Source organism: Pseudomonas sp. BNK-15 (assembly GCF_047456105.1).
Lineage (GTDB): Bacteria > Pseudomonadota > Gammaproteobacteria > Pseudomonadales > Pseudomonadaceae > Aquipseudomonas > Aquipseudomonas putida_E.
Genome location: NZ_CP179898.1, coordinates 639,402 through 661,405, shown reverse-complemented (window position 1 = coordinate 661,405; position 22,004 = coordinate 639,402). Strand labels below are relative to the sequence as shown.

General features: G+C 62.2%; 20 protein-coding genes. 19 read left to right on the top strand and 1 reads right to left on the bottom strand.

The features are described from left to right. From lpxD to ispD, 12 genes are all read left to right on the top strand, one after another. A complete protein-coding gene (lpxD, locus tag ACMGF5_RS02990) occupies window positions 1-1,056 on the top strand; it encodes a UDP-3-O-(3-hydroxymyristoyl)glucosamine N-acyltransferase (protein WP_012315892.1) in 1,056 nt (351 codons plus the stop codon). Between the two features lie 112 nt (window positions 1,057-1,168). Next, the gene (fabZ, locus tag ACMGF5_RS02985; RefSeq protein ID WP_012315891.1) at window positions 1,169-1,609 is read left to right on the top strand and encodes a 3-hydroxyacyl-ACP dehydratase FabZ; all 441 of its coding nucleotides are present in this window, start codon (window positions 1,169-1,171) and stop codon (window positions 1,607-1,609) included. After that, window positions 1,606-2,382, top strand: coding sequence for an acyl-ACP--UDP-N-acetylglucosamine O-acyltransferase (lpxA, locus tag ACMGF5_RS02980; RefSeq protein ID WP_012315890.1), 777 nt, complete (start codon window positions 1,606-1,608; stop codon window positions 2,380-2,382). The genes fabZ and lpxA overlap by 4 nt, the downstream gene beginning before the upstream one ends. Before the next feature lies 1 nt (window position 2,383). Continuing rightward, window positions 2,384-3,511, top strand: coding sequence for a lipid-A-disaccharide synthase (gene lpxB, locus ACMGF5_RS02975; RefSeq protein WP_174142343.1), 1,128 nt, complete (start codon window positions 2,384-2,386; stop codon window positions 3,509-3,511). A gap of 1 nt (window position 3,512) precedes the next feature. Beyond that, a complete protein-coding gene (gene rnhB / locus ACMGF5_RS02970; RefSeq protein ID WP_414157558.1) occupies window positions 3,513-4,136 on the top strand; it encodes a ribonuclease HII in 624 nt (207 codons plus the stop codon). An 89-nt stretch (window positions 4,137-4,225) separates the two neighbouring features. Further along, complete coding sequence (gene dnaE / locus ACMGF5_RS02965) at window positions 4,226-7,750, top strand: DNA polymerase III subunit alpha (protein ID WP_046788314.1); 3,525 nt, start codon at window positions 4,226-4,228, stop codon at window positions 7,748-7,750. Window positions 7,751-7,855: 105 nt separating this feature from the next. Then, the gene (gene accA, locus ACMGF5_RS02960; protein WP_042111686.1) at window positions 7,856-8,803 is read left to right on the top strand and encodes an acetyl-CoA carboxylase carboxyl transferase subunit alpha; all 948 of its coding nucleotides are present in this window, start codon (window positions 7,856-7,858) and stop codon (window positions 8,801-8,803) included. A gap of 55 nt (window positions 8,804-8,858) precedes the next feature. Beyond that, window positions 8,859-10,139 carry a tRNA lysidine(34) synthetase TilS gene (tilS, locus tag ACMGF5_RS02955; protein WP_046788315.1) on the top strand — a complete coding sequence of 427 codons (1,281 nt, stop codon included), beginning with the start codon at window positions 8,859-8,861 and terminating at the stop codon, window positions 10,137-10,139. 269 nt (window positions 10,140-10,408) lie between these two features. Further along, complete coding sequence (locus tag ACMGF5_RS02950; protein ID WP_046788316.1) at window positions 10,409-12,037, top strand: CTP synthase; 1,629 nt, start codon at window positions 10,409-10,411, stop codon at window positions 12,035-12,037. A 195-nt stretch (window positions 12,038-12,232) separates the two neighbouring features. Next, complete coding sequence (gene eno / locus ACMGF5_RS02945; protein ID WP_012315883.1) at window positions 12,233-13,522, top strand: phosphopyruvate hydratase; 1,290 nt, start codon at window positions 12,233-12,235, stop codon at window positions 13,520-13,522. A gap of 162 nt (window positions 13,523-13,684) precedes the next feature. Continuing rightward, window positions 13,685-13,966 (top strand): cell division protein FtsB, encoded by a 282-nt coding sequence (ftsB, locus tag ACMGF5_RS02940; protein WP_012315882.1) that lies wholly within the window; start codon window positions 13,685-13,687, stop codon window positions 13,964-13,966. Then, entirely contained in the window at window positions 13,963-14,670 is a 708-nt protein-coding gene (gene ispD, locus ACMGF5_RS02935; RefSeq protein WP_174142340.1) for a 2-C-methyl-D-erythritol 4-phosphate cytidylyltransferase, read from the top strand. Before ftsB ends, ispD begins: the two co-directional genes overlap by 4 nt. Window positions 14,671-14,804: 134 nt before the next feature. Here the strand turns inward: ispD and ACMGF5_RS02930 are convergent, their stop codons facing one another. Then, the gene (locus ACMGF5_RS02930) at window positions 14,805-15,701 is read right to left on the bottom strand and encodes a LysR substrate-binding domain-containing protein (RefSeq protein ID WP_115274044.1); all 897 of its coding nucleotides are present in this window, start codon (window positions 15,699-15,701) and stop codon (window positions 14,805-14,807) included. Between the two features lie 107 nt (window positions 15,702-15,808). Here ACMGF5_RS02930 and ACMGF5_RS02925 point away from each other — a divergent pair, with 107 nt between their 5' ends. From ACMGF5_RS02925 to ACMGF5_RS02895, 7 genes are all read left to right on the top strand, one after another. Then, a complete protein-coding gene (locus ACMGF5_RS02925) occupies window positions 15,809-16,921 on the top strand; it encodes an S-(hydroxymethyl)glutathione dehydrogenase/class III alcohol dehydrogenase (protein WP_046788319.1) in 1,113 nt (370 codons plus the stop codon). A gap of 8 nt (window positions 16,922-16,929) precedes the next feature. Next, window positions 16,930-17,784, top strand: a complete 855-nt coding sequence (fghA, locus tag ACMGF5_RS02920) for an S-formylglutathione hydrolase (RefSeq protein WP_115274045.1) — start codon at window positions 16,930-16,932, stop codon at window positions 17,782-17,784. 144 nt (window positions 17,785-17,928) lie between these two features. Continuing rightward, window positions 17,929-18,402: a 2-C-methyl-D-erythritol 2,4-cyclodiphosphate synthase gene (gene ispF / locus ACMGF5_RS02915; RefSeq protein WP_119687645.1), complete on the top strand. Its 474-nt coding sequence runs from the start codon at window positions 17,929-17,931 to the stop codon at window positions 18,400-18,402. Further along, on the top strand, window positions 18,399-19,457 hold the full coding sequence (truD, locus tag ACMGF5_RS02910; RefSeq protein WP_046788322.1) for a tRNA pseudouridine(13) synthase TruD: 1,059 nt from the start codon (window positions 18,399-18,401) through the stop codon (window positions 19,455-19,457). Before ispF ends, truD begins: the two co-directional genes overlap by 4 nt. Further along, window positions 19,445-20,194: a 5'/3'-nucleotidase SurE gene (gene surE / locus ACMGF5_RS02905; protein WP_039601868.1), complete on the top strand. Its 750-nt coding sequence runs from the start codon at window positions 19,445-19,447 to the stop codon at window positions 20,192-20,194. Before truD ends, surE begins: the two co-directional genes overlap by 13 nt. A gap of 38 nt (window positions 20,195-20,232) precedes the next feature. After that, window positions 20,233-20,871 carry a protein-L-isoaspartate(D-aspartate) O-methyltransferase gene (locus ACMGF5_RS02900; RefSeq protein WP_414157842.1) on the top strand — a complete coding sequence of 213 codons (639 nt, stop codon included), beginning with the start codon at window positions 20,233-20,235 and terminating at the stop codon, window positions 20,869-20,871. Window positions 20,872-21,057: 186 nt separating this feature from the next. Next, entirely contained in the window at window positions 21,058-21,915 is an 858-nt protein-coding gene (locus tag ACMGF5_RS02895; RefSeq protein ID WP_119687644.1) for a peptidoglycan DD-metalloendopeptidase family protein, read from the top strand. Window positions 21,916-22,004 lie beyond the last annotated feature (89 nt).

Sequence of the window (22,004 nt, the reverse complement as noted above, 5' to 3'; positions counted from 1 at the left end):
ATGACCGTGACCATGACGCTCGGCCAGTTGGCCGAGGCCCTCGGGGCCACTCTCAAAGGCTCCGAGGCGCTGCAGATCACCGGGCTGGCCACCTTGCAGGAGGCCGGCCCCGGTCAGTTGAGCTTTCTCGCCAACAAGCAGTACCGCAAATACCTGGATAACTGCCAGGCAGCAGCGGTGTTGCTGCAGGCTGCAGATGCTGAAGGCTTTGCCGGCAATGCGCTGATCGTGGCGGACCCGTACCTGGCCTACGCGCGCATTTCCCACCTGTTCGATCCCAAACCCAAGGCTGTAGCGGGAATTCATCCCAGCGCCGTGGTTGCCGAGGATGCGCAGGTGGATGCCAGTGCCAGCATCGGGCCGTTCGTGGTCATCGAGAGCGGCGCACGCATTGGCGCCAACGTCAGCATCGGTGCGCATTGCGTGATCGGTGCCCGTTGTGTGGTTGGCGAGGGTGGCTGGCTGGCACCGCGGGTCACGCTGTATCACGACGTGACCATAGGCAAGCGCGTGGTCATCCAGTCTGGCGCGGTGATCGGTGGTGAGGGCTTCGGCTTTGCCAACGAGAAGGGCGTATGGCGCAAGATCGCCCAGATCGGCGGTGTCACCATAGGTGATGACGTCGAAATCGGCGTGAACACCGCTGTCGACCGGGGCGCGTTGTCCGACACGCGGATCGCCGACGGCGTCAAGCTCGACAACCAGATCCAGATCGCTCACAACGTGCAGATCGGCGAGCACACGGCCATGGCTGCCTGCGTCGGGATTTCCGGCAGCACGCGCATTGGCAAGCACTGCACCATTGCCGGTGGCGTCGGCATGGTGGGGCACATTGATGTCTGCGACAACGTATTCGTTTCCGGGATGACCATGGTCACCCGTTCGATCACCGAACCGGGTGCGTATTCTTCCGGCACTGCCATGCAGCCACTGGCTGACTGGCGCAAGAGCGCTGCGCGTATCCGCCAGCTGGATGACATGTCCAAACGTCTCCAGCAGCTGGAAAAACGTGTCGATACCGTGACCTCAGGTGGCCAGCCGACATCAGAAGGCTGATACCATTTCCTGAGCAAGAGTGAACAGTCGCTAGCTGGCTCCTCTTTGGATTGCAAAAGGAGCGTGTGGTCAGCACCTGCGCTCCCTATTCTTATTACAGGCTTCCCCCGAAATGATGGACATCAACGAGATTCGCGAATACCTGCCTCACCGTTACCCGTTCCTGTTGGTGGATCGTGTAACGGATCTGGACTTCGAGGCCCAGAGCATTCGTGCCTACAAGAATGTCAGCATCAACGAGCCGTTCTTCAACGGGCATTTCCCGGAACACCCGGTAATGCCAGGCGTGCTGATCATCGAGGCCATGGCACAGGCTGCAGGCATTCTCGGTTTCAAGATGCTCGACGCCAAGCCGGCCGACGGCACGCTCTATTACTTCGTCGGTTCCGACAAGCTGCGTTTCCGTCAGCCCGTCCTGCCGGGCGACCAGTTGGTGCTGGAGGCCAAGTTCATCGGCCGTAAGAAGACCATCTGGAAGTTCGAGTGCCGGGCACTGGTCGATGGCAAGCCAGTGTGCTCGGCTGAGATCACCTGTGCGGAACGTGAGCTATGAATTCGATTGATCCGCGGGCGATCATCGATCCGTCGGCCAAACTGGCCGATGGTGTCGAGGTCGGCCCGTGGTCGATCGTTGGCCCTGATGTCGAAATCGGGGAGGGTACCGTCATTGGTCCTCACGTGGTGCTCAAGGGGCCGACCCGGATCGGCAAGCACAATCGCATCTACCAGTTTTCCTCGATCGGCGAAGACACCCCGGACCTGAAGTACAAAGGGGAGCCAACGCGCCTGGTGATCGGTGATCACAACGTGATTCGCGAGGGTGTGACCATTCACCGTGGCACGGTCCAGGACCGCGCTGAAACCACGCTGGGTGACCACAACCTGATCATGGCCTATGCCCACATCGGCCATGACAGTGTGATCGGCAACCATTGCATCCTGGTCAACAACACTGCGCTGGCCGGGCATGTGCATGTGGGTGACTGGGCGATCCTGTCCGGTTTCACCCTGGTGCACCAGTACTGCCACATCGGCGCGCATGCCTTCTCCGGCATGGGCACGGCGATCGGCAAGGACGTTCCGGCTTTCGTCACGGTATTCGGCAGCCCCGCCGAAGCCCGCAGCATGAACTTCGAAGGCATGCGCCGTCGCGGGTTCAGCGACGAGGTCATCCATGCCCTGCGTCGTTCCTACAAGATCGTCTACCGCCAGGGCCTGACCGTTGAAGAAGCGGTCAAGGAACTGGATGAGCTGGCAGGCAAACACCCAGAGGTCGACTTGTTCCGTCAGTCGATCGTGAATTCTGCCCGCGGCATTACCCGCTGACATGGCGCAACTTTGCGTAGCCCTGGTTGCGGGTGAGGCCAGCGGCGATATTCTCGGTTCCGGTCTGATGCGCGCCTTGAAGGCGCGCCATCCCCAGGTGCGTTTCATCGGCGTCGGCGGCCCGCTGATGGAAGCCGAGGGCATGCAGTCGTATTTCCCCATGGAACGTCTGGCGGTCATGGGCCTGGTAGAAGTGCTGGGGCGCCTGCGTGAGCTGCTCAAGCGGCGCAAGGTACTGATCCAGACCCTGATTGCCGAAAAGCCCGATGTGTTCATTGGCATCGATGCACCTGACTTCACCCTCAATATCGAACTGAAGCTACGCCAGGCCGGTATCAAGACCGTGCACTACGTCAGCCCTTCGGTCTGGGCATGGCGGCAGAAGCGTGTGCTGAAGATTCGTGAAGGTTGCGATCTGATGCTGACGCTGCTGCCATTCGAAGCGCGCTTCTATGAAGAGCAGGGCGTGCCGGTTAGGTTCGTCGGCCATCCGTTGGCCGATACCATACCGTTGGCTGCGGATCGGCAGGCTGCGCGCATGGCGCTGGGGCTGGGTGCAGGGCCGGTGGTTGCCCTGATGCCTGGCAGCCGTGGCGGGGAAGTCGGGCGCCTGGGGGCGTTGTTCCTGGATGCGGCGCAGCGCTTGGGCGAGCTGATACCCGGCGTGCACTTTGTAGTGCCATGCGCCAATGGGGCACGGCGTGCACAGCTCGAACAGATGCTTGAAGGTCGCGACTTGCCGCTGACGCTGCTCGATGGCCAGTCGCATCAGGCCCTGGCAGCCTGTGATGCGGTGCTGATCGCGTCGGGTACCGCCACCCTGGAGGCCATGCTGTACAAGCGCCCCATGGTCGTTGCCTATCGCCTCGCGCCACTGACCTACTGGATTCTCAAGCGTCTGGTGAAAAGCCCCTACGTGTCGTTGCCCAACTTGCTCGCCCAGCGCGAGTTGGTGCCAGAGTTGCTGCAGGATGCCGCCACCAGCGAGGCCCTGGCGCAAACCCTGGCCCCCCTGGTGGCCGATGGCAGCCAGCAGACCGAGCGCTTCGACGAGATTCACCGCACCCTGCGCCGCGACGCCTCCAACCAGGCAGCCGACGCGGTGCTGGCCTTGCTCAAGGACCGCTGACATGCAGATAGGACTGGATTTCAACCTGGTCGAGGACCTGGTTGCCGGAGTCGACGAGGTCGGGCGCGGCCCGCTGTGCGGGGCGGTCGTCACAGCGGCGGTGATTCTTGACCCGGCGCGGCCGATCCTCGGCCTCAACGACTCGAAGAAACTCACCGAAGCCAAGCGCGAAGCGCTGTTCGACGAGATCTGTGCCAAAGCCCTGAGCTTTTGCATCGCGCGCGCCGAGGTCGAGGAAATCGATCGGCTGAACATTCTTCAGGCCACCATGCTGGCCATGCAGCGTGCAGTGGAGGGCTTGAGTGTCACACCCAGGCTCGCACTGATCGACGGTAACCGCTGCCCCAAACTGTCGGTGCCGGCTGCGCCGGTTATCAAGGGTGATAGCCAGGTGCCGGCCATCGCTGCAGCGTCGATCCTGGCCAAAGTGACCCGTGATCGCGAGATGAGCGCATTCGAGCTGATCTATCCGGGGTATGGAATTGGCGGGCACAAGGGGTATCCGACGCCGGTACACCTGGAAGCCTTGGCCCGGCTCGGGCCCACGCCCATTCATCGGCGCTCCTTTGCGCCGGTACGGGCCGCCTGGGAAGCCCGCGTAGGCATTACCGATTCTCTGATCTAGCATGTCGGGGTCGCCTTGCGGCCCCAAAACCCCCTCGCTTTTACGCTACAATCCCGCCTTTGTCGTTCAGCACTGCTACAGGATCTTCCATGTCGGTTCCCTTCGTTCACCTGCGCGTCCACTCCGAATTCTCGCTGGTCGACGGTCTGGTGCGGATCAAACCGCTGGCCAAGGCGCTGGCCGGGATGAACATGCCTGCGGTGGCGATCACCGACCAGAGCAACATGTGCGCGTTGGTGAAGTTCTACAAGGCCGCCATGGGGGCGGGTATCAAGCCGATCTGCGGTGCTGACCTGTGGCTGGCCGGTGCCGACCCTGAAGCGCCGCTGTCGCGCATCTGCTTCCTGGCGATGAACCCCAAGGGTTACCGCAACCTTACCGAGCTGATCTCCCGAGGCTGGACTGACGGCCAGCGCAATGGCCTGGTCATTCTGCAGCGTGAGTGGATCGCCCCGGCCAGCGAAGGTCTGATTGCCCTGTCCGCCGGCAAAGAGGGCGATATCGGTATGGCCCTGATGGCCGGCCGTACCACTGAGGCCGAGGCGCTGCTGCACGACTGGATGGGCATGTTCCCTGAACGTTTTTACGTCGAGGTGCAGCGTACCAATCGTGCCGGTGATGAAGAATACGTGCACGCTGCCGTGGCGCTGGCCGACAAGGTCGGCGCGCCGCTGGTGGCCACCAATGATGTGCGTTTTATCAAGCAGTCGGACTTCGACGCCCACGAAAGCCGCGTGTGCATCGGTGAAGGCTGGACCCTGGACGACCCGCGTCGCCCGCGCATGTACAGCGACCAGCAGTACCTCAAAAGCGCGGATGAAATGGCCGAGCTGTTCAGCGACCTGCCCGACGCGATTGCCAACACCGTCGAAATCGCCAAACGCTGCAACATCCAGGTCCAGCTGGGCAAGTACTTCCTGCCCGACTTCCCGACGCCCAATGGCATGGGCATCGACGACTACTTGCGCCATGTTTCGCACGAAGGCCTGGAGGAGCGCCTGGCGGTGCTCTGGCCCAAGGAGACCACGCCCAATTACGAAGAGAAGCGCCAGCTCTACCTGGACCGCCTGAAGTTCGAACTGGACATCATCATCCAGATGGGTTTCCCGGGTTACTTCCTGATCGTGATGGACTTCATCAAGTGGGCCAAGAACAACGGCGTGCCGGTAGGCCCGGGCCGTGGTTCGGGTGCCGGCTCGCTGGTGGCCTACGTACTGAAGATCACCGACCTCGATCCTCTGGCCTACGACCTGCTGTTCGAACGTTTCCTCAACCCCGAACGTGTTTCCATGCCCGACTTCGACGTCGACTTCTGCATGGATGGCCGCGACCGGGTGATCGACTACGTGGCCGACGCCTACGGGCGCAATGCGGTCAGCCAGATCATCACCTTCGGTACCATGGCCGCCAAGGCGGTGGTACGCGACGTGGCGCGGGTGCAGGGCAAGTCCTATGGCCTGGCCGACCGTTTGTCGAAGATGATCCCGTTCGAAGTGGGCATGACCCTGGAGAAGGCGTACGAGCAGGAAGAGATCCTGCGCGACTTCCTCAAGGGCGACGAAGACGCCCGCGAAATTTGGGAGATGGCGCTCAAGCTCGAAGGTGTCACCCGGGGTACCGGCAAGCACGCCGGTGGTGTGGTAATCGCCCCGACCAAGCTCACCGATTTCTCGCCGATCGCCTGTGACGAAGAGGGCGGCGGCCTGGTGACCCAGTTCGACAAAGACGATGTCGAGGCCGCCGGCCTGGTCAAGTTCGACTTCCTTGGCCTGCGTACCCTGACCATCATCAAGTGGGCGATGGAGACGATCAACCGCGAGCAGGCCAAGAACAACCTGCCCGACGTCAACATCGACTTCATCCCGCTGGACGATCGCAAGACCTACGAGTTGCTGCAGAAGGCCGAAACCACGGCGGTATTCCAGCTCGAATCGCGCGGCATGAAGGAGCTGATCAAAAAGCTCAAGCCCGACTGCCTGGAAGACCTTATCGCACTGGTGGCATTGTTCCGCCCAGGCCCCCTGCAATCGGGCATGGTGGACGACTTCATCAACCGCAAGCACGGCCGCGCCGAACTCGCCTACCCGCACTCGGACTACCAGTACGAAGGCCTCAAGCCTGTTCTTGCGCCGACCTACGGCATCATCCTGTATCAGGAACAGGTGATGCAGATTGCCCAGGTCATGGCGGGGTACACCCTCGGCGGCGCCGACATGCTGCGCCGCGCCATGGGTAAGAAAAAGCCTGAGGAAATGGCCAAGCAGCGCGGTGGCTTCATCGAAGGTTGCGTCGCCAACAACATCGATGCAGACCTCGCCGGCAACATCTTCGACCTGGTGGAAAAGTTTGCCGGTTACGGCTTCAACAAGTCCCACTCGGCGGCCTACGGTCTGGTGTCTTACCAGACCGCCTGGCTCAAGACTCATTATCCGGCGCCGTTCATGGCCGCGGTCCTGTCGGCGGACATGCACAACACCGACAAGGTGGTGGTGCTGATCGAAGAAGTGCGCAGCATGAAGCTGCGCCTCGATGCGCCGGACGTGAATGCCTCGGAGTTCAAGTTCACGGTCAATGACGACGGCCGCATCATCTATGGCCTGGGCGCCATCAAAGGTGTGGGTGAAGGCCCGGTGGAGGCCATTGTCGAGGCACGCGCCGAGGGTGGCCCATTCAAGGACCTGTTCGACTTCTGTGAGCGGGTCGACCTCAAGCGGGTGAACAAACGCACACTCGATGCGCTGATCCGCAGTGGCGCACTGGACCGCCTGGGCCCGCACTTTCATGATGAGATCAAGGCCTACCACGCCAGTATCGACATCAATCGCGCGACCTTGCTGTCGGCCCTCGAAGAAGCGATCAAGGCTGCTGAGCAGACGGCACGCACCGCCGATAGCGGTCACGTCGATCTGTTCGGCGGGCTGTTCGTCGAGGAGGACTCCGATGTTTACGCCAACCACCGCAAGGTGCGTGAACTGACGCTCAAGGAGCGCCTGAAGGGCGAGAAGGATACCCTTGGCGTATACCTCACCGGCCACCCGATCGATGAATATGAAGGGGAGATCCGCCGTTTCGCCCGCCAGCGCATCATCGATCTGAAACCCTCCCGCGAGACGCAGACTATCGCCGGCATGATCATTGCGATGCGGGTGATGAAGAACAAGAAGGGCGACAAGATGGGCTTTGTCACCCTCGATGACCGCTCCGGGCGTATCGAAGCGTCGCTGTTCGCCGATGCCTTCATGGGCGCCCAGGCGTTGTTGCAGAACGATGCCATGGTCGTGGTTGAGGGTGAGGTCAGCAATGACGACTTCTCCGGTGGCCTGCGCCTGCGCGTCAAGCAGGTGATGACCATGGAAGACGCCCGTACCAAGCTGGCCGAGAGCCTGCGCCTGAAGATCACCCACGATGCCCTCAAGGGCGACCGCCTGAACTGGCTGGGCGAGCTGATCACCCGCCATCGCGGTGGTTGCCCGATCACCCTCGAATACACCGGCAGCGACGCCAAGGCGATGCTGCAGTTCGGCGACCAATGGTCGATCGACCCGGCCGATGGCTTGATTCAGGCGCTGCGTGACCAGTTCGGGCGTGAGAACGTCTTCCTGCAATATCGTTGAACCGACGAAATTTAATCTCGACCTGAATGCGCCTGATCCCTTAAGGTAGGGCGCCAAACGGATCAACCGGCCGGCCGCCTGGCCGTAGACCCAAGACGGATGACTATGAACCCGAATTTTCTCGATTTCGAACAGCCGATTGCCGACCTGCAAGCCAAGATCGAAGGGCTGCGTTTGGTGGGTAACGACAACTCGCTGAACATCAGCGATGAAATTGCCCGTCTGCAAGACAAGAGCAACACCCTGACCGAAAGCATCTTCGGCAACCTGACCAGCTGGCAGATCGCCCGCCTGGCCCGTCACCCGCGTCGTCCTTACACCCTGGACTACCTGGAGCACATCTTCACCGAGTTCGAAGAGCTGCACGGCGACCGTCACTTCTCCGACGATGCTGCCATCGTCGGTGGTACCGCGCGCCTGGATGGCAAGCCGGTCATGGTCATCGGCCACCAGAAGGGCCGTGAAGTGCGCGAAAAGGTTCGCCGCAACTTCGGCATGCCGCGCCCTGAAGGCTACCGCAAGGCTTGCCGCCTGATGGAAATGGCCGAGCGCTTCAAGATGCCTATCCTGACCTTCATCGACACCCCGGGTGCATACCCAGGCATCGACGCAGAAGAACGCAACCAGAGCGAGGCGATCGCCTGGAACCTGCGTGTCATGGCACGCCTGAAGACCCCGATCATCGCCACCGTCATCGGTGAAGGTGGTTCCGGCGGTGCACTGGCCATCGGTGTGTGTGACCAGCTGAACATGCTGCAATACTCCACTTACTCGGTGATCTCGCCGGAAGGTTGCGCCTCGATCCTGTGGAAGACTGCAGACAAGGCCGCGGACGCTGCCGAGGCCATGGGCATCACCGCCGAGCGCCTGAAAAGCCTGAACATCGTCGACAAGGTCATCCAGGAACCGCTGGGCGGCGCCCATCGTGACCCGGCGCAGATGTCCGAAAGCATTCGCGCTGATCTGGTTCAGCAGCTGGACATGCTCGGTAAGCTCGACAACGACACGCTGCTGGCCCGTCGTTATGAGCGCTTGATGAGCTACGGTCTCTGATGCACCGCTGGGGGCGCAAAGCGCCCCCAACGCTTTCAAGCCGCGTGAGGCTCCAATGATCAACCTCACCCCTTGGCTCAATGCCCCTGCCTGGTACATCGCCTTCTCCGGTGGCCTCGACTCCACCGTCCTCCTGCACTGGCTGGCCGACTACGCCCGCATCCACGCAACGCCGCCGCTCCATGCCATCCACATCCACCACGGCCTGCAACCTGCCGCCGATGCCTGGCCAGGCCATTGCACCGCGGTGTGTGAGCGGCTGGGCATCGAACTCACCGTCATCCACGTTCAGGTCCCTGCCGGGGCGAGCCTGGAGCAGGCTGCGCGCGATGCTCGGTATGCGGCATTCGAGACCGTTCTTGGCGCGGGCGACGTCCTTTTCACGGGGCAGCACTGTGATGATCAGGCCGAAACCTTGCTGTTCCGGCTTCTGCGCGGTGCCGGCCTGCGTGGCCTGGCCGCAATGCCGCAGCAGCGCCCGCTGGGGCGCGGCCGCGTGGTCAGGCCGCTGCTGAACGTTTCTCGCGCGCAGTTGCATGAATATGCACAAACCCATGGGTTGATCTGGGCCGAAGATCCGTCCAACGCAGATACGGCCTTTGCCCGCAACTTCCTGCGCGCAGAGGTGTTCCCGCTATTGCAGCAGCGTTGGCCGAAGGCCAGCCAGGCCCTGGCTCGCGGTGCCGAGCATCTGGGTGAGGCGCTAGGGCTGCTTGATGAGCTGGCCCAGGCTGACCTGGCCGTGGCGCGGGAGGGGGCGCCTGCCATGTGGTCAGGGATCGACTCGCTTGACCTCGCGAGCCTGGTGGCGCTTTCGCCAGCCCGTCAGCGCAATGCCCTGCAATATTGGTTGAGCCTGCGCACCCGCCTGCCCGACACCCGGCATTGGGCCGGTTGGGCGGCCCTGCGTGATGCGGCAGTCGATTCCCAGCCTGCCTGGCAGCTGACCGACGGCAAGCTGGAGCGCAGCCACGGGCGGATCTGGTGGTTGTGTGGCGACTGGCTGCAGCCTGTCGGCGGGACGCTGCGCTGGGAGATGCCCGGTAGCCCGTTGCCATTGCCCGGGAACGGCAGCGTCAGCCTCCAGGGCGCCCCGCTAGGTGATTTGCGCATCGCCTACCGCCAGGGCGGGGAAGTGCTGGACATACCAGGGCGGGGCAAGCGCGACCTCAAGCGCCTGCTCAATGAGCTGCACGTCCCGCACTTCGTGCGACCGCGCCTGCCACTGCTGTATCGTGGCGAGCGCTTGCTGGCAGTGGCCAATCTGCCCCGATTGGCGCAGGCCGATTGCCAGCTCCACTGGCAGCCTCCGACGAACGCGCAAGGTTTGAGCTGAAGGGTACATTCCGGTAGACTACCCTCCCTTCTTGATACAACTTCTGTGCGTTCCTCGGAAACACGGCAGTTGCCGATTACCACGCAGTTTTTTGCTGGGCTGATTCTGGAAATGACGAGCGAGCTCCATGCCGGGGTTAACCCTGGTCTGTACAGACGCGGCAGTTTTTCGAGATGCACTGTGATTGACGCAGGTGATCGGGGGCTTCGGCCTTCCTTCGCTTTCTCCGGCGGCGCTGGCCGCCTTAACGCAGACTTCTAGGGTTTTTCATGACGCGCTACATATTCGTCACGGGCGGTGTTGTTTCTTCATTGGGGAAAGGCATTGCCTCGGCTTCCCTGGCGGCCATCCTGGAAGCGCGGGGGCTAAAGGTCACCATGCTCAAGCTGGATCCGTACATCAACGTCGATCCTGGCACCATGAGTCCGTTCCAGCACGGTGAAGTATTCGTCACCCACGACGGCGCCGAGACCGACCTCGACCTGGGCCACTACGAGCGGTTCATCCGCACGACCATGACCCAGAACAACAACTTCACCACCGGCCGCATCTACGAGCATGTGCTGCGCAAAGAGCGTCGTGGTGATTACCTGGGCGCGACCATCCAGGTCATCCCGCACATCACCGACGAGATCAAGCGTCGCATCATCAAGGGCGCCGGCGATGCCGATGTGGCCCTGGTGGAAATCGGTGGTACCGTGGGCGACATCGAGTCGCAGCCGTTCCTCGAGGCGATCCGCCAGTTGCGCTTCGAAGTCGGCGCCAAGCGCGCGATGCTGATGCACCTGACGCTGGTGCCGTACATCGCCACCGCTGGTGAGACCAAGACCAAGCCGACTCAGCACTCGGTCAAGGAACTGCGCTCCATCGGCCTGCAGCCTGACGTGCTGGTCTGCCGCTCCGACCACCCGATCGACAACTCGTCGCGCCGCAAGATCGCCCAGTTCACCAACGTTGAAGAGCGTGCGGTGATTGCCCTTGAAGACGCCGACACCATCTACAAGATCCCGGGCATTCTGCATGCCCAGGGTCTGGACGATTTCGTCGTCGAACGCTTCGGCCTGCAGTGCAGCAGCGCCGACCTGTCCGAGTGGGACAAGGTAGTCGACGCTAAGCTCAACCCTGAGCACGAAGTGACCATCGCCATGGTCGGCAAATACATGGAGCTGCTGGACGCGTACAAGTCGCTGATCGAAGCGATGAGCCACGCCGGCATCACCAACCGCACCAAGGTCAACCTGCGTTACATCGATTCCGAAGATATCGAAAACCAGGGCACCAGCCTGCTCGAAGGCGCAGACGCCATTCTGGTACCGGGCGGTTTCGGCCTGCGTGGCGTGGAAGGCAAGATCACCGCGGTGCAGTATGCCCGTGAGAACAAGGTGCCATACCTGGGTATCTGCCTGGGCATGCAAGTTGCCGTGATCGAATTCGCCCGCAATGTGATGGGCTGGAAAGACGCCAACTCCACCGAGTTCGATCGCAACAGCGGCCACCCGGTCGTTGGCCTGATCACCGAGTGGGCCGATGCCACTGGCGCTGTCGAGACCCGTACCGAAGCCTCCGACCTGGGTGGCACCATGCGCCTGGGTGCGCAGGATTGCCAACTGGCTGCCGGCTCCAAGGTGCATGACTGCTATGGCAAGGACGTGATCACCGAGCGCCATCGTCACCGCTACGAAGTGAACAACAACCTGCTGCCGCAACTGGTCGATGCCGGCCTGGTGGTATCCGGTCGTTCCGAAGACGGTGCGCTGGTTGAAGTGGTCGAGTCCAAGGACCACCCGTGGTTCGTCGCCTGCCAGTTCCACCCCGAGTTCACCTCGACCCCGCGTGATGGCCACCCGCTGTTCAGCGGCTTCGTCAAGGCTGCTCTGGCGCAGAAGAACAAGGCCTGAGCCCAGGCTTTGTGAGTTTTCCGACGGTATAAACCGCGCAAAGCTCATTTCTCGGGTAAAGTACCGTCCGTTCTGCCCCTGACCCGCCGGTCAGGGGCTGCTTCTGCCAGGCCTGCCTGCTGCATCTACGCCTGGTGCAAGGCAAGAATTTCCTAAAGCTGCGTTGTTTTCGTCAATTCTGGAGTGCTTACAACAATGGCAAAAATCGTCGACATCAAAGGTCGTGAAGTTCTCGATTCGCGTGGCAACCCCACCGTGGAAGCCGATGTACTGCTCGACAACGGCATCATCGGCAGCGCTTGCGCGCCGTCCGGTGCTTCCACCGGCTCGCGCGAAGCGCTGGAGCTGCGTGATGGCGACAAGAGCCGTTACATGGGCAAGGGCGTGCTGAAAGCTGTTGGCAACATCAACGGTCCGATCCGTGACCTGCTGCTGGGCAAGGACCCTTCCGACCAGAAGGCTCTGGACCGTGCCATGATCGAACTGGACGGTACCGAGAACAAGGCCAAGCTGGGCGCCAACGCCATCCTGGCTGTTTCCCTGGCTGCTGCCAAGGCTGCTGCCCAGGACCAGGACCTGCCGCTGTACGCGCACATCGCCAACCTCAACGGCACCCCAGGCCAGTATTCGATGCCGGTTCCGATGATGAACATCATCAACGGTGGCGAGCACGCCGACAACAACGTCGACATCCAGGAGTTCATGGTGCAGCCGGTTGGCGCCAAGACCTTCTCCGATGGCCTGCGCATGGGCACCGAGATCTTCCATCACCTCAAGGCTGTGCTCAAGGCCCGTGGCCTGAACACCGCAGTGGGTGACGAAGGTGGCTTCGCGCCGAACCTGGCTTCCAACGAAGACGCCCTGGGCGCCATCGCTGAAGCCGTGGAAAAAGCCGGCTACAAACTGGGCACCGACGTGACCCTGGCCCTCGACTGCGCGGCCTCCGAATTCTACGAAGACGGCAAGTACAACCTGTCCGGCGAAGGCAAGTCGTTCGACGCCGAAGGCTTTGCCGACTACCTGAAAGGCCTCACCGAGCGCTTCCCGATCATCTCGATCGAAGACGGTCTGGATGAGTCCGACTGGGCTGGCTGGAAGATCCTCACCGACAAGATCGGCGAGAAGGTGCAACTGGTCGGTGACGACCTGTTCGTGACCAACACCAAGATCCTCAAGGAAGGCATCGAGAAGGGCATCGGTAACTCGATCCTGATCAAGTTCAACCAGATCGGCTCGCTGACCGAAACCCTGGAAGCCATCCAGATGGCCAAGGCCGCAGGCTACACCGCTGTGATCTCGCATCGCTCCGGTGAAACCGAAGACTCGACCATTGCCGACCTGGCTGTGGGTACCGCCGCTGGCCAGATCAAGACCGGCTCGCTGTGCCGTTCCGACCGCGTCTCCAAGTACAACCAGTTGCTGCGCATCGAAGAACAACTGGGCGCCAAAGCGGTTTACCGCGGTCGTGCCGAGTTTCGCGGCTAAGCAAGAGATGGTAAAAAGACAGCAGCCGAAGCTGTCGGAACTTTCTTACTGAAATTTCTGACACATGATGCGGGTTTCTGTCGACGAAGCCTGGCCTCGGCCAGGCTTCGTGCTATTTGAGGTCTGCCTGTTCGCGGCGGTCTTTTTAACCTGGATACCTTGATGCGCAGTCCCTATTGGTTGTTCCTTGTCCTGCTCCTGCTGCTTGGTGGCCTGCAGTACCGCCTGTGGGTGGGTAACGGCAGCCTGGCGCAAGTGGCTGAGCTCAAGCAGCAGATCGACGAGCAGCATGCCGAGAACGAGCGGCTGCTGGAGCGTAACCGCGTGCTCTATGCCGAGGTCCTGGAATTGAAAAAAGGTATGGAGACCGTTGAAGAACGGGCTCGTCACGAATTGGGGATGGTCAAAGAGGGTGAAACCCTCTTCCAGCTGCCGCAAAAATGATCGAAACCCTACCGGCCTTCTGGGCCGTGATTCCTGCTGCGGGTGTTGGTGCCCGCATGGCTGCCGACCGCCCGAAGCAGTATTTGCAATTGGGTGGGCAGACCCTTCTCGAGCATAGCCTCGACTGTTTTCTTGGCCATCCGGCGCTCAAGGGCGTGGTGGTCAGCATTGCTGCGGATGATCCTTACTGGCCTGGCTTGCGCTGCGCCAGCGACCCCCGCATCCAGCGTGCGTCAGGTGGGCGTGAGCGCGCCGACTCGGTGCTCAATGCCTTGTTGCTGTTGCATGCCCAAGGTGCGGCGGACACTGACTGGGTGTTGGTGCACGATGCGGCGCGTCCGAACCTGGCACGCGCGGATCTTGACCGTCTGTTGTCGCAGTTGGCTGATGACCCTGTAGGAGGGCTGCTGGCGGTGCCTGCGCGTGACACGCTAAAGCGCGCCGATGCCAATGGCCGGGTCAGCGCCACCGTGGATCGCAGTACCATCTGGCAGGCCTTTACGCCTCAAATGTTCCGCCTGGGGGCTTTGCATCGGGCCTTGGCCGAGTGTCTGGTGTCCGATGTGGTGGTTACCGATGAAGCTTCAGCCATCGAATGGTCCGGCCAGGCTCCGCGGCTGATCGAAGGGCGCAGCGACAACATCAAGGTGACCCGCCCGGAAGACCTGGAGTGGCTGCGCCAGCGTTGGTCAGGGCGCCGCTGAGATTGCCGGGTCCGTCTCGCGGCCCAATCGCCGGCAAGCCGGCCACAGGTTACCCAGCTGCTCTCAAGTTCAGCGCAAACCCAGTGGGAGCCGGCTTGCCGGCGATTGGGCCGCAAAGCGGACCCGCTAAACTGTCAGACCATTCGGTACTCCGGCATCCCCGCCAACCCCTCCTTCAGATAATCCACCAGCCGCCGAACCTTGGGCGACAAGTGCCGCTGCTGCGGATACAGCGCCCACACCGCCGTATTGGGCGGCTGATGCGCCTCCAGCAGCGACACTAGCGCGCCGCTGTTGAGGTGTTCCAGTACGTAGTAATCCGGCAACTGGCACAGCCCCATTCCCAGCAAAGCGGCATCCAGCACCGCCTGGCCACTGTTGCACCGCCAGTTGCCCTGCACCCGCTGGCTGATCTCGCGCCCGTCCTGTTGCAACGCCCACAGGTCCGTGCTGCCCACCAGGCAGTTGTGCCGGGCCAGTTCCGACAGGCTGTGTGGACGGCCGTAGCGCTCAAGGTAGGCGGGTGAAGCGCACAGGTACATGCGCCGTGGCGCCAGGCGCGTCGCCACCAACCTCGAATCGGCAAGCCGCCCCAGGCGAATCGCCAGGTCCATGCCTTCGTGCAGCAGGTCCAGCGTGCGGTTGCTCAACTCCACCTCGACCCGCAACTGTGGATACAGCGCCATGAAGCGCGTCACCAGCGGCACGATGAAGCGCTCGCCATAAGCCACAGCACAGGTCATGCGCAATAGCCCCTTGGGTTCGCTGGCCAAGTCGCCCATGGCACGCAGTGCTTCTTCACGGCCATCCTGCAGGCGTTGGCAATGTTGCAGGAATGTCTGCCCGGCCTCACTCAGGGTCACGCGACGCGTGCTGCGATACAGCAGGCGGGTTTGCAAACGCTCCTCAAGGCGGGCGATCTGCCGGCTTATGTGCGACGACGATACGCCCATGCGCTCGGCAGCGGCCGTGAATTGGCCCGATTCGGCCACGGCTACGAATTCATCGATACCCTCCCAGCGGCTGCTCATTGATTGTCCCTGTACGGCAATAATGTTTTGTCTTCGTCGCGATTATTCATCAAAACAAGCTGAATTACACTGCATGTCTGAACTGACCCTTTGTCTGGAGACCTTTGATGATCAAGTCCCGTGCCGCTGTAGCCTTCGAGGCCAAGAAACCTCTGGAAATCGTCGAAGTGGACGTGGCCATGCCCAAGGCTGGCGAAGTTCTGCTGCGTGTTGTAGCCAGCGGTGTTTGCCACACTGACGCCTATACCCTCTCGGGTGCTGACCCGGAAGGTATCTTCCCGTCGATTCTGGGTCATGAGGGTGGCGCGATCGTCGAGGCGGTAGGTGAGGGCGTCACCTCCGTGGCGGTCGGCGATCACGTGATCCCGCTGTATACCCCTGAGTGTGGTCAGTGCAAATTCTGCCGCTCGGGCAAGACCAACCTGTGCCAGGCCATACGTGCCACCCAGGGCAAGGGGTTGATGCCGGACGGCACCACTCGTTTCTCGTACAAGGGCCAACAGCTGTTCCACTACATGGGCACCTCGACGTTCTCCGAGTACACCGTGCTGCCGGAAATCTCCGTCGCCAAGATCCAGAAGCAAGCGCCGCTGGAAAAGGTCTGCCTGCTCGGTTGCGGCGTGACCACCGGTATCGGTGCGGTGCTCAACACTGCCAAGGTCAAGCCGGGTGACACAGTGGCCATCTTCGGCCTGGGCGGTATCGGCCTGTCGGCGGTCATAGGCGCAGTCAAAGCCAAGGCATCGCGCATTATCGCCATCGACATCAACCCGGCCAAGTTCGAGATCGCCCGTCAACTGGGCGCCACCGACTGCATCAACCCGAAGGATTACGATCGCCCGATCCAGGAAGTGATCGTCGACCTTACCGATGGCGGCGTGGACTTTTCGTTCGAATGTATCGGCAACGTGCAACTGATGCGCGCGGCCCTGGAGTGCTGCCACAAGGGTTGGGGTGAGTCGGTGATCATCGGTGTCGCCGGTGCCGGCCAGGAAATCGCCACTCGCCCGTTCCAGCTGGTGACCGGTCGCGTCTGGCGTGGTTCTGCCTTCGGTGGCGTGCGCGGCCGTACCGAACTGCCAAGCTACGTGGAAATGTCCGAGAAGGGCGAGATTCCGCTGGACACCTTCATCACGCATACCATGGGCCTTGAAGATATCAACAAGGCGTTCGACCTGATGCATGAAGGCAAGAGCATCCGCAGCGTGATCCACTTCTGAGGTGAGCCATGAGCCTGGATAACATCTCCTGCCAGAAAAGCTTCGGCGGCTGGCACAAGCGCTACCGGCATCACTCCAAGGTGCTGGGTTGCGACATGGTGTTCGCCGTTTACCTGCCGCCGCAGGCCGAACAGGGCGAAAAGCTGCCAGTGCTGTACTGGCTCAGCGGCCTGACGTGCACCGACGAGAACTTCATGCAGAAGGCCGGCGCCCAGCGCCTGGCCGCCGAGCTTGGCCTGATCATCGTCGCGCCCGATACCAGCCCGCGTGGCGAGCAGGTGCCGGGCGACCCTGACGGCGCCTGGGACTTCGGCCTGGGCGCCGGCTTCTACCTCAATGCCACCCAGCAGCCTTGGGCGAAGCACTACCGCATGCACGACTATGTGGTCCAGGAGCTGCCAGAGCTGATCGAGGCGCACTTCCCGGCCTCGGATCAGCGCAGCATCAGTGGCCACTCCATGGGTGGGCACGGCGCGCTGGTCTGCGCCCTGCGCAACCCGGGGCGCTACCGCTCTGTGTCGGCGTTCTCGCCGATCAGCAATCCGATGGATTGCCCTTGGGGTGAAAAGGCCTTCAGCCGTTATCTGGGTGAAGACCGGGCGCGCTGGCGCGAGTGGGATGCCAGTGTGCTGCTTGCCGAGACGCCAGCGGGCGAATGCCCGCCGTTGCTGGTGGATCAGGGCGACCGTGACGACTTCCTTGCCAAGCAGCTCAAGCCTGAAGCGCTGGAGCAGGCGGCCCGCAAAGGGGGGCATGCGCTGAGCCTGCGCCTGCAACCTGGCTATGACCATAGCTATTACTTCATCGCCAGCTTCATCGATGAGCACCTGCGCCATCACGCAGTGGCACTTGGCCGGGGGTAGGGCTGCAGCTACACGCTGCAAGCTTCAAGCCGCAAGAAAGTGCGGGCAGCACAACGCCTGCTTTTTGCTTGTGGCTTGCAGCTTGCAGCTTGCAGCTCCAAATGAAGGTAGAATCACGCCCTGACTCAATCAGGGCGTTTTTCTATGCGTATTGGCCACGGCTACGATGTGCACCGTTTTTGCGACGGTGATTTCATTACCCTGGGTGGGGTGCGTATCCCCCACAAATACGGCCTCCTGGCCCATTCCGACGGTGACGTGCTGCTGCATGCCCTGAGCGATGCCTTGCTTGGCGCGGCGGGGCTTGGGGACATTGGCAAGCACTTCCCCGATACCGACCCGCAATTCAAGGGCGCCGACAGCCGCGTGCTGCTGCGCCATGTGGTCCGCATCGTCCAGGCCAAAGGCTGGAAAGTCGGTAATGTCGACGCCACCATCGTTGCCCAGGCGCCGAAAATGGCTCCGCATATCGAAACCATGCGCCAACGGATCGCCGAGGACCTGCAGGTCGAACTCGACCAGGTCAACGTCAAGGCCACTACCACCGAGAAACTCGGTTTCACCGGCCGCGAGGAGGGTATCGCCGTGCACGCGGTCGCCCTGCTGCTGCCAGCATGACCGAACTGGAACTGCTGGGCCCGCGCGCATCGGGCCAACCCCTGGGCACTGCGATACTCAAGGCTGTGGCCGAAGACTTCCAGGTCGATGAGGTGCTGGACATTCCGCTTTCGGGCCAGGGCGAGCATCTATGGTTGTGGGTTGAGAAGCGCGACCTCAACACTGAGGAAGCTGCCCGCCGCCTGGCGCGAGCCGCTGGTGTGCCGGTGCGCTCGATCAGCTACGCCGGCCTCAAGGATCGCCAGGCCCTGACGCGCCAGTGGTTCAGCCTGCACCTGCCTGGCAAGGCAGACCCCGACCTGTCGCGTGCCGAAGATGCCACCCTGCGTGTGCTCAAGCAGGTGCGTCACCAGCGCAAACTGCAGCGCGGCGCCCATTCGGCCAATGGCTTCACCCTGCGCCTAACGGCGCTGGCGGCTGATCATGCTGCCCTCGATGCCCGCCTGCAGACGCTCAAACAGCAGGGTGTGCCGAACTACTTCGGCGGCCAGCGTTTCGGGCATGGCGGCGGCAATGTCCAGGATGCCCAGCACTGGGCTGCCCGCAAGGCCCTGCCCGAGCAGCGCAACGTGCGTTCGCGGCTGCTCTCGGCTGCCCGCAGCTACCTGTTCAACCAGGTACTGGCTGCCCGCGTTGCCGACGGCAGCTGGCAGCGGGCCCAAATCGGTGACCTGTTGGCATTCACCGATAGCCGCAGTTTTTTTTCGGCGGGTGAACAGGAATGCTCAGACCCTCGCCTGGCCATTCTGGACTTGCATCCTACCGGCCCGATGTGGGGCGAAGGCCCGTCTCCTGCGGCCGGCGCGGCCGCGACGCTGGAGACGACGATAGGCGAGCAGCATGCATTGCTGTGCCAATGGTTGGCCAATGCAGGCATGAGTCACGAACGGCGCATCCTGCGGCTCCCTATTGGCGGCCTGACGTGGCATTATCCCGAGCCTGATATCCTGCAACTGGAATTCGTCCTTCCGGCCGGATGCTTCGCCACCGTGGTGGTGCGCGAACTCGTCGATCTGGTGCCGGCAGGGCAGACGGACAGCCCATGCGTATTCTGATTTCGAATGACGACGGTGTTACGGCACCTGGCCTCGCCGCGCTCCACGGTGCGCTGGTGGATTATGCCGAGTGCGTGGTGATCGCCCCGGATCAAGACAAGAGCGGCGCCGGCAGTTCGCTGACGCTGGACCGGCCGTTGCACCCGCAAACCCTGGCCAACGGTTTCATCAGCCTCAATGGCACGCCCACCGATTGCGTGCACCTGGGGCTCAATGGCCTGTTGCCGGAAACACCGGACATGGTTGTCTCGGGGATCAACCTCGGTGCCAACCTGGGGGATGACGTGATCTATTCCGGCACGGTCGCTGCCGCGCTGGAGGGGCGCTTCCTCGGCGGTACGTCGTTGGCATTCTCGTTACTGTCGCGTCTGCCCGACAACTTGCCGACTGCAGCGTTCATCGCCCGCCGGCTGGTCGAGGCGCAGTCACGCCTGGAACTGCCGCCGCGTACGGTCCTCAACGTCAATATTCCCAACCTGCCGCTGGAGCACATCCGTGGCATACAGGTCACCCGTCTCGGTCACCGGGCGCGGGCGGCGGCACCGACCAAGGTGGTCAACCCGCGCGGCAAGGAAGGCTACTGGATCGCCGTGGCCGGTGATGCCGAGGACGGTGGGCCGGGTACCGACTTCCACGCGGTGATGCAAGGTTACGTGTCGATCACCCCGCTGCAACTGGACCGCACCTTCAACGATGCCTTCGAGCAGCTCCACGGTTGGCTGGAGGGCGTGCTCTGATGCGCGAACAGGACGATCTGCAGCGCCGAGGTATCGGCATGACCTCCCAGCGTACCCGCGAGCGCCTGATCCAGCGCTTGTGCGAAGAGGGTGTATCGAACCCCAAGGTGCTCGATGCCATCCGCCGTACGCCGCGCCATCTGTTCGTCGATGAGGCCCTGGCCCACCGCGCCTACGAAGACACCGCGCTGCCGATCGGGCACAACCAGACCATCTCCCAGCCATTCATGGTCGCACACATGAGTGAGCTGCTACTGGAGGCAGGGCCGCTGGACAAGGTGCTGGAGATCGGTACCGGCTCCGGTTACCAGACGGCCATCCTTGCCCAGCTGGTGGAGCGGGTGTTCTCGGTGGAGCGCATCAAGGTCCTGCAGGACCGAGCCAAGGAGCGCCTGGTCGAATTGAACCTGCGCAACGTGGTGTTCCGCTGGGGGGATGGGTGCGACGGCTGGCAGGCGCTGGCCCCCTACAACGGCATCATCGTTACCGCCGTGGCGCCGGAAGTGCCGCAGGCACTGCTCGACCAGCTGGCTCCTGGTGGGCGAATGGTCATCCCGGTAGGCCCTGCTGGTGAAGCCCAGCAGTTGATGCTTATCGTGCGTGAGGAGCAGGGCTTCTCTCGCCGTGTACTGGGCGCTGTGCGCTTTGTACCGCTGCTCAATGGCCCGGTGGCTTGAGCTGCTGGGAATATTTGAGGTGGTGACGAATTCTTGTCGCATCGCCCTGTCTATCTGGCGGGGCATCCCGGCTCTTTACTGAGCCTGTGCACCGAGCCTGCCAAGGCAGTGGCGCTCGGTTATAATTGCAACATTATTGCATTTCTTTCCGTATTTTCGATTTTCGGCACCATGAGGGGAGCGCGGGTGGGGCATACAGTCATTCGGCAGCGCAAGGATTGGTTGGGTTTCAAGCTTCTGGTGATTGCACTGGCCATGGGCGCCCTGCTGACGGGTTGCTCCAGCACCGGCTCGGGCGGCGCACGCGTGGTCGACCGCAGCAATGCGGCGCCCAAGCGGCCGACCGTGACCTCCGGGCAGTATGTGGTCAAACCTGGCGATACGCTGTTCTCCATTGCGTTTCGCTACGGCTGGGACTACAAGGAGCTCGCCGCACGCAATGGCATCGCTGCCCCGTACACCATCCGGCCTGGCCAGGCGATCCGCTTCAGCAGCGGCGCTACCGGCAGTACCACGGTGGTGTCCAGCCCCTCTTCTTCGAGCAGGACGACGGTCATTCGTCGCCCCGTTGGAAAACCTATCACGGCGCCCGCCAGCGGCGGGAAAACGACGCCAACAACGCGAACCACGCCTACGCCGGTCGTTACCACGGTGCCCGCCGCAGAGCGCGCGGTGGGCGGTTGGACCTGGCCTGCAAATGGCGTGCTGATTGGAAAATTCGCTTCAAACGGTAGTTTGAATAAAGGCATTGATATCGCCGGTGATTTGGGACAGCCTGTTTTTGCTGCGTCTGATGGTGCGGTGGTCTACGCCGGGAGTGGCTTGCGGGGCTACGGCGAACTGATCATCATCAAGCACAGCGATACCTACGTCAGTGCCTACGGTCACAACCGCAGGCTGTTGGTTCGGGAGGGGCAGCAGGTCAAGGCAGGGCAGTCGATTGCTGAAATGGGGTCCACGGGCACTGATCGGGTGAAGCTGCATTTCGAGATTCGCCGCCAGGGCAAACCCGTCGATCCTCTCCAGTTCCTGCCACGGCGTTGATTGTTGTCCCCGGCCTGTTCCTCTGAAGTAGAGGGGAGAGGCTCCAGCGATGCCAGGGATGCAGGCGCCGCTCGAGTCTGAGTTCGAAC

Bases quoted from the DNA above. Each gene is read 5' to 3' on its own strand.
- lpxD (WP_012315892.1), top strand. From the start codon at position 1: ATGACCGTGACCATGACGCTCGGCCAGTTGGCCGAGGCCCTCGGGGCC.
- fabZ (WP_012315891.1), top strand. From the start codon at position 1,169: ATGATGGACATCAACGAGATTCGCGAATACCTGCCTCACCGTTACCCG.
- lpxA (WP_012315890.1), top strand. From the start codon at position 1,606: ATGAATTCGATTGATCCGCGGGCGATCATCGATCCGTCGGCCAAACTG.
- lpxB (WP_174142343.1), top strand. From the start codon at position 2,384: ATGGCGCAACTTTGCGTAGCCCTGGTTGCGGGTGAGGCCAGCGGCGAT.
- rnhB (WP_414157558.1), top strand. From the start codon at position 3,513: ATGCAGATAGGACTGGATTTCAACCTGGTCGAGGACCTGGTTGCCGGA.
- dnaE (WP_046788314.1), top strand. From the start codon at position 4,226: ATGTCGGTTCCCTTCGTTCACCTGCGCGTCCACTCCGAATTCTCGCTG.
- accA (WP_042111686.1), top strand. From the start codon at position 7,856: ATGAACCCGAATTTTCTCGATTTCGAACAGCCGATTGCCGACCTGCAA.
- tilS (WP_046788315.1), top strand. From the start codon at position 8,859: ATGATCAACCTCACCCCTTGGCTCAATGCCCCTGCCTGGTACATCGCC.
- ACMGF5_RS02950 (WP_046788316.1), top strand. From the start codon at position 10,409: ATGACGCGCTACATATTCGTCACGGGCGGTGTTGTTTCTTCATTGGGG.
- eno (WP_012315883.1), top strand. From the start codon at position 12,233: ATGGCAAAAATCGTCGACATCAAAGGTCGTGAAGTTCTCGATTCGCGT.
- ftsB (WP_012315882.1), top strand. From the start codon at position 13,685: ATGCGCAGTCCCTATTGGTTGTTCCTTGTCCTGCTCCTGCTGCTTGGT.
- ispD (WP_174142340.1), top strand. From the start codon at position 13,963: ATGATCGAAACCCTACCGGCCTTCTGGGCCGTGATTCCTGCTGCGGGT.
- ACMGF5_RS02930 (WP_115274044.1), bottom strand. From the start codon at position 15,701: ATGAGCAGCCGCTGGGAGGGTATCGATGAATTCGTAGCCGTGGCCGAA.
- ACMGF5_RS02925 (WP_046788319.1), top strand. From the start codon at position 15,809: ATGATCAAGTCCCGTGCCGCTGTAGCCTTCGAGGCCAAGAAACCTCTG.
- fghA (WP_115274045.1), top strand. From the start codon at position 16,930: ATGAGCCTGGATAACATCTCCTGCCAGAAAAGCTTCGGCGGCTGGCAC.
- ispF (WP_119687645.1), top strand. From the start codon at position 17,929: ATGCGTATTGGCCACGGCTACGATGTGCACCGTTTTTGCGACGGTGAT.
- truD (WP_046788322.1), top strand. From the start codon at position 18,399: ATGACCGAACTGGAACTGCTGGGCCCGCGCGCATCGGGCCAACCCCTG.
- surE (WP_039601868.1), top strand. From the start codon at position 19,445: ATGCGTATTCTGATTTCGAATGACGACGGTGTTACGGCACCTGGCCTC.
- ACMGF5_RS02900 (WP_414157842.1), top strand. From the start codon at position 20,233: ATGACCTCCCAGCGTACCCGCGAGCGCCTGATCCAGCGCTTGTGCGAA.